This is a genomic window from Pseudomonas sp. LS-2, from assembly GCF_003605735.1.
In the GTDB taxonomy this organism is placed as follows: domain Bacteria; phylum Pseudomonadota; class Gammaproteobacteria; order Pseudomonadales; family Pseudomonadaceae; genus Aquipseudomonas.
This window is the reverse complement of record NZ_QXTJ01000048.1, coordinates 44,210-59,082: the sequence shown is the minus strand read 5'-3', so window position 1 is coordinate 59,082 and position 14,873 is coordinate 44,210. Positions and strand designations below refer to the sequence as shown.

Below are 14,873 nucleotides of genomic sequence, written 5' to 3'. Positions count from 1 at the left end.
GCTTCTGCCCGAAGGGCGTGGGAGTTCGGCTTGCCGACGATCTGCCGGGCACCGGCAGCAAGGGGAGTGTCTTCAACTGATGAGGTGACTGACACTACGCTTCGCAGGCAAGCCAGCTCCCACGGCCTTCGGCCAGAATCAAAAGCAGATGCCACCCCGCTTCACGCTTCTGCGGCGATTTAAGGTAACCCGCGCTCCCGCTTCTGCGTGGACCGCGATTTGGGTGTCCTGATTTCCTGCTTCTGCCCGAAGGCCGTGGGAGTCCGGCGTGAACCTTGTTACAGCCGCAATTGCCCTATGGCCGTGTTCAACTCTCCGGCCAGGGTCGCCAGTTCATCGCTGGTGCTGGCCGAATCCACGGTCTGGCGCACGGTGCGTTCGGTGACGTCGCGAATGCTGACCACTGCGCGGTTCATTTCTTCGGCCACCTGACTTTGCTGCTGTGCGGCCACGGCGATCTGCGTGTTGCTGTCGCGCATCTGGGCGACCGCTTCAGTGATCGCGGCCAGTGCGTCACCGGCTTCGCGGGCGTGTTGCACGCAGTCGTCGGCCTTGTACGAGCTTTCCTGCATGAAATCCACGGCGTCACGGGTGCCGGCCTGCAAGGCGGCAATCATTGTGGTGATTTCGTCGGTGGAGGTCTGTACCCGTTTTGCCAGATTGCGCACTTCATCGGCCACCACCGCAAACCCTCGACCCATTTCCCCGGCGCGCGCCGCTTCGATGGCTGCGTTGAGCGCGAGCAGATTGGTCTGTTCGGCAATGCTGTGAATGACGTTGACCACGCTGTTGATCTTCTGGCTGTCCTCGGCCAGGCGCTGGATCATCGTGGCGGTCTGCTGCACGCCGTTGGAAAGCCCGGTGATCGAGGATTGCACGCGGTCGACCACTTCCTTGCCGGTCCCGGCCAGCGCGTCGGCGTTCTGCGATTGATCGCGGGTGGCGCTGGCGTGCTGCGCGATGTGATAGACCGTGGCGGTCATTTCGTTGATCGCGGTAGCGACCTGATCGGTCTCGCTCTGCTGGCCGAGCATGCCCTGGCGCACGTCGCTCATGCCTGACGCCAGGTGCACGGCGCCCTGATCCAGTCGCGCCGCCGACTGCGCCACGGTGCCGACGATGCGCTGATACCCGGCCTGCATGGCGTTGAACGCCTTGGCCATCTGCCCGACTTCGTCTTCCCCGGTCAGCGGCGCGCGCGTGGACAGGTCGCCGCTCTTTTCGACATGCAGCATCACATCCTTGAGGGTGTTGAGGTGGGTCAGCAGGAAGCGGATCAGCAACTGTGAAGCGCTGAGCATGACCAGCATCAGAACGCTCACGGCAAGTGCGTAATGGCTGAAGTGCTCGGCAAGGATCTGATTGAACGAAGGGGGTGCTGGCAGAGGCTCAAGGGTCGGCAAGGGTTGACCCTTCGGCCACGCCGCCAGCCATTGGGCCTGGGCCTGCGTGGCCAGCCTGGCATCCTCGGCCCGGCTGTGTTGCTCCAGATTCAGGGCGTAGAGCACCAGCAGTAACGTGGTAAGGAAGGCGACGGCGTTCACCGCCCAGAATTTGTATTTCAGCGAGATGTTGCTCAACCAGCGGCCCATGAGGAAGCTCTTCTGTTAATTGATTGCACGTGACAGGCAAGGTGCCACTAGTCTGGCCATGGTGCGGTGCAGAAGTGTTGATCTGTATCAATTGCTCGTCTTGCTACCGATTTGTGTGGCAAACCGGGGTTTTGAGTGGCATCCATAACTTTGTAGGAGCGATCGGAGGGTACGACGGTCGCGAAGCGGTGGGTCGGTTGATAGCCGCATGGCGGATACACCGCTATCGCGAGCAAGCTCACTCCTACATCGCAGGCCTGCGAGCCGCAGATCTCGGTCCACCGCACTCTGCCTAGATGGAGGGCAACGAGAAAAACGCTCGGGCGCAGGCGGTGGTGTGAGCTGCTACGTCGGCGACGGTTTCGCCGCGATGCAGGGCCACTTCGCGCAGCACTTCCGGCAGATAGGCCGGTTCGTTGCGGCCGTTTTTCGGTTTCGGCCGCAGGCTGCGCGGCAGCAGATAGGGCGCATCGCTTTCCAGCATCAGACGGCCGCGAGGAATTTCGCGGACCAGCGGGTGCAGATGGGTGCCCCGGCGTTCGTCGCAGATCCAGCCGGTGATCCCGATGTGCAGGTCCATGTCCAGATAGTTGAACAGCGCGCGCTTTTCGCCGGTGAAACAATGCACGACGGCCGCGGGCAGGTGATCGCGGTAGTCGCGCAGAATCGCCAGCAACCGCTCGTCGGCATCGCGCTCATGCAAAAACACCGGCTTCTTCAGCGCAACCGCCAGCGCCAGATGGGCTTCGAACACTTTTTCCTGCTGCGGGCGCGGCGAGAAATCCCGATTGAAATCCAGGCCGCATTCACCGACGGCGCACACTGCATTTTCTCTTAGCAGGGCATGCAACTGTTTCTCGGTGTCGGCTGTCCAATCGCTCGCCGAATGGGGGTGTACCCCGGCGGTACTGAACAGTCGCTGGCCGCTTTCGTCCAGTTGGCGGCACATCTGCAAGGCGTGCTCGCTGCCCTCGACACTGGTGCCGGTAAGGAGCAACTGAGCCACCCCGGCGGCGTAGGCGCGGTCGAGAACCTCCCGCTCTTTGGCGGCAAAGCTGGGATTGGTCAAGTTGACGCCGATGTCTATAAGTTGCATGGTGCTACCTCAGGCCGGAGGCCGAGAAGAATACCAGAGCGATTGAAGCGATAAAAAACAAGCAGGCTCAACTGCTTAGAATTATTAGATCTCCTGTGACGTTGCCCGCTGCAGATGCTGTCTGCAGCCCACGCGAGTGCCCGACACAGACTTCAAGCCCGTTTTTTCGGCATTTTCCCGGAGCGTCAATGATCCGAGCCTCTCTGATTTCCTTGCTGTGTCTTTTGCTGGTTCCGACCCACGCCCAGGCGCGCCCTGCCGGGCCGCCGGTGGTCATCAAGAAATCCCAGGTTCGCGACCTCGCCGCCATCCGCAGCAGCAAGGTCTTGCGCGTGCTGGTCAACCAGAGCCGCAACAGTTCCGGTGAAGTGCAAGGCCAGCCCATCGGCGTCGAATACCGTCGTCTGCAAGCGTTCGAGCAATACCTCAACGGCCACGCCCGCGACGGCCAGAAAGTCTCCCTCAAGTTGATTCCCAAAGCGAAGGACCAATTGCTCGCCGCGCTGCAACGTGGAGAGGGCGACCTGGTGGCGCCTGGCGAGTTGCTGGACGCCAGTGCGGCGCGGTATGTCGACGCGACCGAGCCGGTGGTCAGTCATGTACCACTGGTGGTGGTCGGGGTGCGTGGCGAGCGCAGTTTCAAACGGGCCGAGCAACTCTCGGGGCGCACGCTGATGCTGGCCAACGGCAGCGCGGCGGACGAGGCCATCATCCAGCTCAACCAGAAACTGGCACTGCGCAAGCTGCCGCCGGTGAAAATCGAATGGGTCGATCCCAGCCTTGCGGTGGAAGACGTGCTGGAGATGGTTCAGGCCGGGATCTATCACCTGACCGTCGTCGAGCAACCGATTGCCGAGCGTTGGGCGCGCGTGATGCCCAAATTGCGTGTCGACCGTTCGCTGGCGCTGAGCGATCCGGGCGACATGAACTGGTTCGTGCGCAAGGATGCCGTGATGCTGCATGCCACGGTCGACCGCTTCCTTGAAACCTACGAACCGCCGGCCAATCAGGACATGGCCTTCCAGAAGGCCTACAAGGATCTGTACCGCGTCCATTATCCGCTGGCCCGTGAAGACCGCCAGCGTCTGGAAAAGCTGCGCCCGACCCTGCAACGCCACGCCGATGCCCAGAAGATGGACTGGCTGGACCTTGCCGCGCTGGCGTTCAAGGAATCAAAGCTCAACCCGAGCGCCAAGGGCGGCAGCGGTGCTACCGGGCTGCTGCAGATCACCCCTTCAGCCGCGCAGCGGGTAGGCGTGGACAACATTCGTGATGTCGATGGCAACGTGCAGGCTGCAAGCAAATACCTGGCGCTGATCCGCCGCAAGTTTTTCGCCAGCCCCCGAATCAACGAGCGCGAGCGCATGGCTTTTACCCTCGCGGCGTACAACCTCGGCCCGGAGCGCGTACAGGCGATGCGCACCCAGGCCAGACGTCAGGGCCTGAACCCCAACCAGTGGTTCTTCCAGGTCGAGCGGGTGGCGATGGAGCAGGTGGGAATGGGCGTGGTCAGCTACGTTAATAGTGTGAACAAATACTATCTGGCGTACGACCAGGAACGCAGTTCGCTGGAGAGTCCTTCATCGCGAAAAGTGGCTGTCCGAGACTGATCTAATAATTCGATATTGATAACGCGTTTTTTGCGATATTCATATTTGTTATTCCGATTATCATGGCGCCACTTTCTTCTTACCAAATGGAATTAAACGCCATGAATGCTCAAATCAAATCGCTGTTCAGCACCCGCGCCGGTTACGGCATCACCATTTTGCGCATCCTGGTGGGCATCATTTTCATGGCTCACGGCAGCCAGAAACTGTTCGGGATGTTCGGCGGTTATGGTCTGGAAGGCACAGGTCAATACATGGCCAGTCTGGGGCTGAATCCGGGTTACCTGATGGCGCTGTTGTCGGGCAGCGCGGAATTCTTCGGCGGTTTGGCGCTGTTCCTCGGTCTGCTGGCGCGTCCTGCTGCGCTGGTGCTGATCGTGATGCTGGTGGTGGCGATCTTGTCGGTCCACATCCACAACGGTCTGTTCATGGCCAACAACGGTTACGAATTCGGTCTGGCGCTGTTGGGCGGGGCGATTGCGGTGCTCGTTGAAGGCGCCGGGCGGATTTCTCTGGATCGCCTGATCGCCGGCAAATAAGCCTCGACGCGCTTCAAGTAAAAATCCCGGTCTCGCTCAGGCCGGGATTTTTTTATGCGCTGAAGTTAGCGGCCTGTTGATTCAAAAAGGTCATGACTCGAACACCCCGACGATCTCGTCGATCACCGCCCGCACCCTGGCGGTATGGCGCAAGTCGGAATGAGTGATCAACCACATGGCGTATGGATTGGGATTGACCAGATGCGGCCAGACGCGAACCAGATTCCGGTTTTGCGCCAGAGCCAGCGGCAGTTCGCCCAACCCGAGGCCTGCAAGCAGCGCGCTGCGCACCAACAGACTCGAACTTGCCGCCGTGACCACCCGGCCATGGGTGATGGGCTCGCCTACCAGATGTAGGCCTTTGTTGTTGTCGAGGTAGGGCTGATACACCACCAGATCATGCCCCGCGAATGCCCCGCCCGGCATCGGTTCTCCCCTGCGTTCGAGGTACTCGGGGGATGCAAAAAGCCCCACCGGCCAATTTGCCAGGCTGCGAACGATCAGATCGGGGTTGTCGGGTTTCACGTTGCGGATGGCGATGTCCGTTTCACGCCGCACCAGGCTGAGAAACGTCGTTGACGAATGCAATTGCACCTGCACGTCAGGATGTTTTTGATGAAGCCGGGCGAGGGCGGGCACCACGAAATCCTGTGCGACGGAATCGGTGGCCGTGACCCGAACGATACCTTGCAAACGATTGTCCAGGCCCTGAATGCGTCGCTGCAACTCAAGCGCCGATTCTTCCATCGCGACCGCCGAAGTCATTGCCGCCTCCCCCGACGTGGTCAATACGAAACCTTCGGAGGTGCGCAGGAACAGCTTGGCGCCCAGTGCGTGCTCGAGCAGGGCCAGGCGCCGGCCGACGGTGGCTTGATCGATATTCAGGCTGCGGCCGGCGGCGCGCAGGCTGCCGGTTCGGCTCAGCGCCAACAGTATGCGGGTGTCATCCCAGTTCACAGGTGTTCCTCACGGCTCGGGGGCGCGATGGCGGTCGTCATGGGAGGGGAATTTAGCACCAAACCTCAAGCCGGGCGGACTGTAACAGCCGGCGCGCCACGCTATGGCGCCAGGCCCGGGTTTCAAACAGCTTGGGACGGGTAAATCTTGATAGTAAGATCGCGCCACAGTTTCGCTATTCTCAATTCGAGTACCCCCGATGTTTCCCACTGAATACGAGCTGGCCGGGCAAGGCTCCGTAGACGCAGACGCGTGGCTCGAACACTGTACGTTGACGTTACTGCGCCATGAAGAGTATCTGACCTGCCTGCGTATTCATGAACCCGGAACCGGCGTGGAGTGGGACGCCGCCAGAGCCCCGTTGACCTGTCCTGCGGCCTGTTTGCGACTCGAACGAGACTTGCGCATTCCTCTGGATCCGGCCTGGGCGATCCTGCCCGTGGCGTTCATTCGTTCCGCCGAAGGCCCGATGATCGTCTACCCCCGGGTGCCGAATCTGCGTGAAACCCTCATGCCGGGCACATTCACCTTGTCGAGATTTCTCGCAGTGGCGACCCAGGCCGCCCGGGCACTGGCGAGTGCCCATGCTTGCGGCGTGATTCACGGCAATCTCACCCCGGAACACATTGCCGTCAGCCCAGAGGGCGCAAGGCTGAACGGCTTCATGTCCATCGACGACACCGCGCCACCGGCTTCGGCGTTCGCGCCCTCCCACTGGCCGTACCTCGCCCCGGAGCAGTTGAATAGTGAGCGCGCCTCCAGAGAGGTGCGCAGCGATTTGTACTCGCTCGCCGTGGTGCTTTATGAGGTGCTGGCCGGGCGCTTGCCGCTGGAAGGCGAAACGCTGGTGCAATGGCTGCACGTCCATGCGGCGGTACAGCCGATGTCGCCCTCCGAGCTGGACCCGCAGGTTCCTGCCGTGGTCAGCAGCATTCTGTTGAAGTGTCTGGCCAAGGACCCCGGCGAGCGGTACCAAAAGGCCGAGGCGCTGGCGGCAGATCTGGCGCACTGCTGTGAGCAACTGGCCAGGCATGGCCGGATCGAACCGTTTGAAACCGGGCTGCTGGACAAGACATTCCAGTGGTCCAGGTCCGCCCGGCTGGTGGGGCGCGAAGCGGAGCAGCGGCAGCTGTCGGCCACCTATGCGCAGGTGGTCGAAACCGGATTATCTGCGGTGGCGGTGGTCTGCGGCTCACCGGGGGAGGGCAAGTCCACGCTGGTTCAGCACTGGCTGTCATCGGTGTCGCCGGATTACTGGGCGCGCGGAAGAAGCCGGTCCTTGCAACGTGAAATTCCTTACGCACCCTTTCGCCAGATCCTCGCGAGCCTTGCCAGATTTCTATCTGCCAGGAGCTTTGACGAGGTCGAGCGCTTCAAGGCTTCATTGAGTCGACAGCTGGGGAGCCGAGGTCGGCTGCTCACCGATCTGTGCCCTGCATTCGAAGCCATACTCGGCCCGACAAGCGAACAGCCGAGCGTCCCTGCTTATCACGCCATTCTGCGGGCCAATCAGACGTTGCTCGATACCCTCGCAGTGTTTGGCAGCTTCGGTACGCCGCTGGTGATCTTCTTCGACGATGTGCAATGGGCCGACGACTCCACACTCTCGCTGTTGCGGGCCTTTATCGATGCACCCCCCACCAACGTCTTCCTGATCCTTGCGCATCGCGCTTCGGCTGCCTCACGGCTAAGCGCTCCCGACGGTTTACTCCATGGAGTTCATGGCAAAAGCATCGTCGTCGAAAACATCGCACTGGGGCCGTTTCCCGTAGAGGCGGTGGCGCAACTGCTGGCCAGATACCTCAACATGCGTGCCCAGGACGTTGCCGAGATCGCCGTACTCGTTCATTCCAAAACCGCGGGTAACCCGTTTTTCATCGTGCAGATTCTGCGCGCACTGATCGACGACAAGCTCCTGCGTTTCGACGCACAGCATCGCAAGTGGACCTGGGCGCTGGAGGACGTAGCGCGTCATCGCTACGCCGATAACGTCGCCGACCTGATGGTCCATCGGCTCAATCGCCTGCCCGAGATCGCACGCGATTTGATGCGACTCGCCAGCGGCGTCGGGGTGAAAGTGGATGAGGGCCTTTTGCGCGAGCTGAGCGGGCTGGGCGATATCGAGTTCGTCAAAGTCATGAAGGCGCTGGTCGATGCCGGTTTGCTGATGTACGAAGGCCAGTCGTTGATCTTCCCCCACGACCGGATTCATGAAGCAGCGTATGGCCTGACCCCGCTGGAGGTACGGCCCGCGGTCCACGGCCGCATTGCGCAGCTGATGGTCCGGCGGGCGCACACCGTCCATGAAAAATCGGTGTTCGAGATCGCCAACCAGATCCAGCGCAGCATTGCAGACCTGTGTCCGGACGGCTCTCATGCGCCTTTCATTGGCGTATTGATCGATGCCGCCAGGCTTGCAAAAAGCGCAGGCGCGGTGAAACAGGCGTGCGATTACCTGGTCAGCGCCCAGGTGCTGCTGGAGGCGACCCCTCAGCCGGATCCACAGCGGCAGGCATTTTGCGCACGGTGGCTGGCGGCGGAGTGCAACCTTTTGCTCGCCGACCTCGACAGCGCCGAGGCCCTCATCGGCCAGTGTTTCGCAGATGCGATCACTGCGCTCGAACAGGCCAGCACCTACCGGCTGATGGCAACGCTCAAGACCCTGCGCTCCGACCATGAAGGGGCTATCGCGGCAGCACTGGCGGGGTTGCAATTGCTGCAGACGCCCCTGATCCGCAAGCCGGACGAGCAGGAACTGGACGACATTTATCAGCGCATCCGAGCGTTGATCGGGCAGCGGTCGATCCCTGAACTGGCTGCGCTGCCGCAGATGGACCAGCCCGACACCGAAGCGGCGATGGAACTGCTCAGCACGCTGATTTCATCATTCTTCACCCACGACGGCATGGGCTTTCTGCACCTGGCGAAGATGGTCGAATTGACGTTGCTGCACGGCACGTCCCCGGCCAGTTGCTATGGGCTTGCATGGTTCGGGGTGATGATCGCCTCGCGCTACGACGAGTATGTCGACGGACACGCCTTCGTTCAGTTGGCCCTGGATATCGGCGAGCAGCGTGGCTACGAAGCCAGTCGCACCTCGACGCTGCTGGCGATGGATCAAGTCAGCCCGTGGACCCTGCCGCTGGCGTTTGCCAGGGAGCAGGCGTCAAAGGCCTTCGAGATCGGTAGCCGGGGCGGCGATCTGGTCATGGCGTGCTACGCCGTCACGCATCTGGGCGCGGACATGTTCGTGATGGGGGAACCTTTGAGCTCAGTGCTCGAAGAGCTGGAACGCGGTCTGACTTTCATTCGCAAATTCGACTACTTCGATGTCGAGAGAATCGTCGAGGCACAGAAACAGTTTGCGACCGACATGCAGGTCGGTCGTGCGTCGCAGGTGCTCGCCACGCACGACCCCTCGCAGGCGCTATCGGCGCCGGCGCGGTTCTGGACATTGCTGTATTCGGGCATGTCGGCGTGCCTGTTGGGCGAAGCCGAGTTCGCCATCCGCCAGTTCGAGGCGGCGGCGCCTTCGCTCTGGTCGGTCGCGGCACATATCAACGTGTCGACCTTTTACCTGTTTTACAGCCTGGCGCTCGGCAGCCCGCAGGCGCCGGGTTCCGTTGAGTCGCGGCTGGCCTTGCTGTCGAAGCACCGCAGCCATTTCGCGCTCTGGGCCAAATCGAACCCGGCGACCTTCCGCCACAAATTACTGTTGATTGACGGCTTGATTGCCCGGCTCGAAGGGCAGGACATCGTCGCCATCCGCAATTTCGATCAGGCCGGAATCGCGGCGGCAGCAACGGGATTCATCCACGAGCAGGCCATCGCTCATGAGCAACTGGCCCAGACCTGCGTGCTGACGGGACTGGTCTCGGGGGCCAACCTCCATCTGCGGGTTTCGCGAGACTGTTACCGTCTCTGGGGCGCTGCCGCCAAAGCCGCGCAGATGGAGCGTGAGCACACCTTTCTTTCCATCGACACGGTCGTGGAGCGTTCGATGAGCACCATCCTCCAGGAAAAACTGGACATGGAGGCGGGGATGTGGGCGGCGAAAGCAGTCTCCGAGGAAGTGCACCTGGACCGGCTGGTCGAAACCCTGATGACGCAAGTGATTCTGTACGCCGGCGCGGATCGCGGCGTGCTGGTCACCGTCGACGGCGCCAGCCTGAAGATCGCCGTATCCGCCAGACTCGAAGGCGGGGCGGTCATCTCGTCGGCGCAAGGCTGCGATGCGGCGTTCGATGAAGTGCCGATGTCGGTGCTGTACGCAACGATTCGCGCGTCCCGGCCGCTGGTCATCGACGATGCCAGCCGCCAATGCCCGATGGCCCATCGGGCGGACTTCGCCAACCGGATGACCCGTTCGGTGCTCTGTTTGCCGCTGATACGGCAGGGGACCTTACTGGCGCTGCTGTATCTGGAAAACCGTCAGGTCCCCCGGCTGTTCGATCAGAAGAAACTGGCGATGTTGGAATTGCTGGCGTCGCAGGCGGCGGTGTCGCTTCATACCGCCCGCATCTACGCCCATGCGCTGGAAGAAAGCCGCCTGCGGGCCAAAACCGAAATCGAGCTCAGTACTTCTCAGGCCGAGCTGGCGCGAAGCTCCCATCTGGCGGTGCTCGGGGAACTGGCAGCGTCCATCGCCCACGAGATCAGTCAGCCGTTGCTGAGCATCCTGACCAACTCGGCGGCGAGTCTGCGCTGGTTGAGCCGAGAAACCCCGAATGTCGAGGAGGCCAGGGCCGGGCTGCAGGACATATCGGCTGACGGCGAACGGGCCACCAGCATTCTGCGTGCGGTGAGGTCGCTGGCATCGCAAGCGCCGATTCAGATCGCCGAGCTGTCGGTGAATGACATCGTGCGCGATGTGTTGCGCCTGCTGCTGCCCCGAATCTCCGGCCTTGGGGTGCGCGTCGAACTGGATCTGTCCGCCAGAGAGCGGGTTTTCGGGGATCAGATTCAGGTTCAGCAACTGCTGTTCAACCTCATCACCAATGCGCTGGACGCCATGGCCAGTCATCGCGAGCAGGGGCGGCTGCTGATGATCCGCACGGCCTGCGACGGCAAATGGCTGCACGCGAGTGTTGAAGACAACGGCCCTGGCATCGCCGCGGAGAACCTCGAGAAAATCTTCGACCCCTTTTTCACCACCAAGGGCAGTGGAATGGGCATGGGCCTGGCGATCTGCAGATCGATTCTGGATGCGCATGCGGGCCGCCTGACGGTAGAAAGCAGCGGGCAGACCGGTTGCAGAATGCGTTTCCGGCTGCCCGTCCGGGGGATCGAGTGAGCTCCGTCGAGGGAATTGGGAAAAGCTGCGCTCAACAGGTAAAATCCGCGCTCGGCACATACCCCCCCGCACGCCGTATGTGCAATCGCGCGATCCATGAAGGCCTTTTAGTGAACATTGACGTAGAAAAAAACGTTTTAAATCAAATGGTTGTCAGCCGGAAATTTTCCGTGGCGCCGATGATGGACTGGACAGATCGCCACTGCCGGTTCTTCCTGCGCCTGCTGTCGAAAAACGCCTTGCTCTACACCGAAATGGTCACCACGGGCGCGTTGCTGCATGGCGACAGTGAGCGCTTTCTGCGTCACGACGAGACCGAGCACCCGTTGGCCCTGCAACTGGGGGGGAGCAATCCGGCGGATCTGGCAGCGAGCGCGCGTCTGGCCCAGGCGGCGGGATACGACGAGGTCAACCTCAACGTCGGCTGCCCGAGTGATCGCGTGCAGAACAACCTGATCGGTGCCGTGCTGATGGGCCACCCGCAACTCGTCGCCGATTGCGTTAAAGCGATGCGCGATGCCGTTTCGATCCCGGTGACCGTCAAGCACCGTATCGGCATCAACGGCCGTGACAGCTACGAGCAGCTTTGCGAATTCGTCGGCACCGTGCGCGATGCGGGCTGCACCAGCTTCACCGTTCACGCCCGGATCGCCATTCTCGAGGGCCTGTCGCCCAAGGAAAATCGCGACATTCCGCCACTGCGCTATGAGGTCGCAGCGCGATTGAAGCAGGACTTTCCCGAGCTGGAGTTCATCCTCAACGGCGGCATCAAGACCCTGGAACAATGCCGGGAACACCTCGACACGTTCGACGGCGTCATGCTCGGCCGCGAGGCCTACCACAATCCTTACCTGCTGGCCGAAGTCGACCGCGAGCTGTTCGGCGCCAGCGCCCCGCAGATCACCCGCGCCGAAGCCCTGGCACAGCTGCGCCCATACGTCGAAGCCCACCTGCGCGACGGCGGCTCGATGCACCACATCACCCGCCACGTCCTGGGCCTGGGCACCGGCTTCCCCGGCGCTCGCAAGTTTCGTCAGTTGCTGTCGGTGGATATTCACAAGACCGACGATCCGCTGGGGTTGCTGGATAAGGCGGGGGAATTGTTGGAGGGGCGGTGAGGAGCAATTGCCCAGCCTCCTGCCATCAACGCCGCCCGGTGCGCGTACTCACGTCCACCCACACCGCCAGCACCAGAATGCTGCCCTTGACGATCATCTGCCAGTAGCTGTCGACGTCGAGCATGGACATGCCGTTGTCCAGGCTGGTGATGACCAGTGCGCCGAGCAGTGCACCATAAACAGTGCCCGAGCCGCCGCGCATCGAAGTGCCGCCGATGAAACAGGCGGCGATGGCGTCGAGTTCGCCCATGTTGCCCGCCGAGGGGGAACCTGCCGCCAGACGCGCTGTGTTGACCAGCCCGGCCAGGGCGCACATCACGCCCATGATGCCGAAGATCCACAGCTTCACCGCCTGCACGTTGATACCTGAAAGCCGCGTGGCTTCCATGTTGCTGCCCACCGAGTAGATGCGGCGGCCGAACACGGTCTGGCTGGTGATGTAGCTGAACACGCCAAGCAGCACCAGCAACAGCAGGACCGGGACCGGAATGCCGTCGTAGCTGTTGAGGGTGTAGACGAACCCGGCCAGCACCGCGCCGATGGCGACCACGCGCAATACGTCACGGACCAACGAGTGCGCAGCCAGGCCATGCAGCGCGCGATTGTGGCGCTGACGCCAGGTGAGGAACAGAGTCAGGGCGAACAGCAGCACGCCAAGCGTTACGCCTGCCAACGGTGGCAGATAACCCTGGCCGACGTACACCAGCTGCGGCGAAACCGGTGCGATGGTGGTGCCCCCGGTGATGCCCAGCAAGATCCCGCGAAACGCCAGCATCCCGCCAAGGCCGACGATAAAGGAGGGAATGCGCAAGTAAGCCGTCATGCAGCCATTGGCAAGGCCGATCAACAGCCCGCACAGCGCAACGACCGCCAGGTTCACCGGCAGCGGCACGTGATACACCACGTCGAGAATCGCCGCGACACCGCCGAGCAACCCAAGCAACGAGCCCACGGACAGGTCGATCTCGCCGCTGATGATCACCAGCACCATGCCGCAGGCGAGAATCCCGGTGATCGACATCTGCCGCAGCAGGTTGGACAGGTTGCGCGGGGTGAGGAAACCGCCCTCGGTCTGCCAGCTGAAGAACAGCCAGATCAGCGCAATGGCGATGACCAGCGCGAGCATTTTGTAGCGGGTGAAGAGTTGTTTGACCTGATTCATTCAAGCGGTCTTCCAGTCGTTATTGTCATGTCCGCCACTCTGGCTGAGCGCGGCGGCGAGTACCTGTTCCTGCGTCAGGTCCTGATTGACGAAGTCGCCGCGCAACTGGCCTTCTCCGATCACCAGCACGCGGTCGGAAACGCCCAGCACTTCGGCCAGCTCCGACGACACCATGATNAGATCTCGTATTTGGCGCCCACGTCGACCCCTCGCGTGGGCTCGTCGAGGATCAGCACGCGAGGCTGGGTCAGCAGCATTTTCGCCAGCACGGCTTTCTGCTGATTGCCGCCCGAGAGGCTGGTGATCGGCAGAAAAGGGCTCGCGGTCTTCAGATGCATGCGGGCGATTTCCTTGTCGATGCTGCCCAGTTCCTTCTCGGCATCGATGCGGGTCAGGTGCGCGAAGCTGTCGAGCACGGCCAGGGTGATGTTCTGGCCGACGCCCAGGTCAGGAATGATGCCTTGGCGCTTACGGTCCTCGGGGACCATGCACAAACCGGCGCGAATCGATTTGAGCGGCGTGCGGGTGTCGACCCGTTTGCCTTCCAGCCACACCTCGCCTTCGTAGCGACCGGGATAGGAGCCGAACAGCGCCGAGACCAGCTCCGTGCGCCCGGCACCGACCAGCCCGGCAATCCCGAGAATTTCGCCGCGCTTGAGGCTGAACGAGATGTCGTCGACGCGTTTGCGTTTGGGGTTATCGACATCGAAGCAGGTGAAGCGCCGCGCTTCGAAAATCACCTCGCCAATCTCGTGGGGTTCGGTGGGAAACAGGTTGCTCATCTCACGGCCGACCATCTGGGTGATGATCTTCGGGATGTCCATCTCGGCCATGGCCGTGGTCGCGATGTGTTTGCCGTCGCGGATCACTGAAATCGTGTCGCAGACCGCCGCCACTTCATCGAGTTTGTGGGAGATATAGACGCAGGCGACGCCCTTGGCCTTGAGGTCGCGGATGATGTCCAGCAAGACGTCGATTTCCGAGCGAGTCAGGGCCGAGGAGGGCTCGTCGAGGATCAGCAGTCGCGCCTGTTTGTTCAGCGCCTTGGCGATCTCCACCAGCTGCTGATACCCGCCGCCGTATTGCGACACCGGCAGCGAGACGTTCATGTCAGGTACTTTGAGTTCACGCATCAGGGCTTCTGCGCGATGGATCATGGCCGGGTAATTCATGCGCCCGCCGGGCAGGGTCAGTTCGTGCCCCATGAAGATGTTTTCCGCCACCGACAGGTCGGGGACGAGGGTCAGTTCCTGGTGGATGATGACGATGCCGGCGGCTTCGGTTTCGCTGATCGATTGCGCCTTGAGGGGCTGTCCATCCCAGAGAATTTCCCCCTCCCAGGTGCCGTGTGGGTAGACCGCCGACAGCACTTTCATCAGCGTCGATTTGCCGGCGCCGTTCTCGCCGCACAGCCCGACGCACTCGCCGGGCCGGACCTTGATGTCGATGCCGTTCAGGGCTTTGACACCGCCAAAGGTTTTGACGATGCCGTTCATTTGCAGCAGG

General features: G+C 61.9%; 8 protein-coding genes and 2 pseudogenes. 4 read left to right on the top strand and 6 right to left on the bottom strand.

What is annotated here, in order from left to right; all coding sequences use genetic code 11:
- Positions 1-278 precede the first annotated feature (278 nt).
- Together D3M70_RS31475 and D3M70_RS31470 are read right to left on the bottom strand one after the other, a co-directional pair.
- Positions 279-1,592, bottom strand: coding sequence for a methyl-accepting chemotaxis protein (locus D3M70_RS31475; protein ID WP_120130154.1), 1,314 nt, complete (start codon positions 1,590-1,592; stop codon positions 279-281).
- Between the two features lie 292 nt (positions 1,593-1,884).
- Positions 1,885-2,688 carry a TatD family hydrolase gene (locus D3M70_RS31470; RefSeq protein WP_120130153.1) on the bottom strand — a complete coding sequence of 268 codons (804 nt, stop codon included), beginning with the start codon at positions 2,686-2,688 and terminating at the stop codon, positions 1,885-1,887.
- A gap of 188 nt (positions 2,689-2,876) precedes the next feature.
- On the opposite strand from D3M70_RS31470, the gene D3M70_RS31465 reads away from it, so the two are divergent.
- Positions 2,877-4,298 carry a transglycosylase SLT domain-containing protein gene (locus tag D3M70_RS31465; protein WP_120130151.1) on the top strand — a complete coding sequence of 474 codons (1,422 nt, stop codon included), beginning with the start codon at positions 2,877-2,879 and terminating at the stop codon, positions 4,296-4,298.
- A 101-nt stretch (positions 4,299-4,399) separates the two neighbouring features.
- Positions 4,400-4,837 (top strand): DoxX family protein, encoded by a 438-nt coding sequence (locus tag D3M70_RS31460; RefSeq protein ID WP_120130150.1) that lies wholly within the window; start codon positions 4,400-4,402, stop codon positions 4,835-4,837.
- A gap of 90 nt (positions 4,838-4,927) precedes the next feature.
- Here the strand turns inward: D3M70_RS31460 and D3M70_RS31455 are convergent, their stop codons facing one another.
- Positions 4,928-5,794: a LysR family transcriptional regulator gene (locus D3M70_RS31455; RefSeq protein ID WP_120130148.1), complete on the bottom strand. Its 867-nt coding sequence runs from the start codon at positions 5,792-5,794 to the stop codon at positions 4,928-4,930.
- 199 nt (positions 5,795-5,993) lie between these two features.
- Between D3M70_RS31455 and D3M70_RS31450 the strand changes: the two genes are divergently transcribed.
- Together D3M70_RS31450 and dusA are read left to right on the top strand one after the other, a co-directional pair.
- On the top strand, positions 5,994-11,087 hold the full coding sequence (locus D3M70_RS31450) for an ATP-binding sensor histidine kinase (RefSeq protein ID WP_120130147.1): 5,094 nt from the start codon (positions 5,994-5,996) through the stop codon (positions 11,085-11,087).
- 146 nt (positions 11,088-11,233) lie between these two features.
- Positions 11,234-12,205: a tRNA dihydrouridine(20/20a) synthase DusA gene (gene dusA, locus D3M70_RS31445; RefSeq protein ID WP_120130159.1), complete on the top strand. Its 972-nt coding sequence runs from the start codon at positions 11,234-11,236 to the stop codon at positions 12,203-12,205.
- 25 nt (positions 12,206-12,230) lie between these two features.
- On the opposite strand, the gene D3M70_RS31440 is transcribed toward dusA, so the two are convergent.
- The 3 genes and pseudogenes from D3M70_RS31440 to xylG all read right to left on the bottom strand — a co-directional run.
- Positions 12,231-13,367 (bottom strand): sugar ABC transporter permease, encoded by a 1,137-nt coding sequence (locus D3M70_RS31440; protein ID WP_120130145.1) that lies wholly within the window; start codon positions 13,365-13,367, stop codon positions 12,231-12,233.
- A pseudogene (locus D3M70_RS33900) lies at positions 13,368-13,544 on the bottom strand (D-xylose ABC transporter ATP-binding protein); the annotation flags it as partial.
- A gap of 1 nt (position 13,545) precedes the next feature.
- A pseudogene (gene xylG / locus D3M70_RS31435) lies at positions 13,546-14,824 on the bottom strand (D-xylose ABC transporter ATP-binding protein); the annotation flags it as partial.
- Between the last annotated feature and the right edge of the window lie 49 nt (positions 14,825-14,873).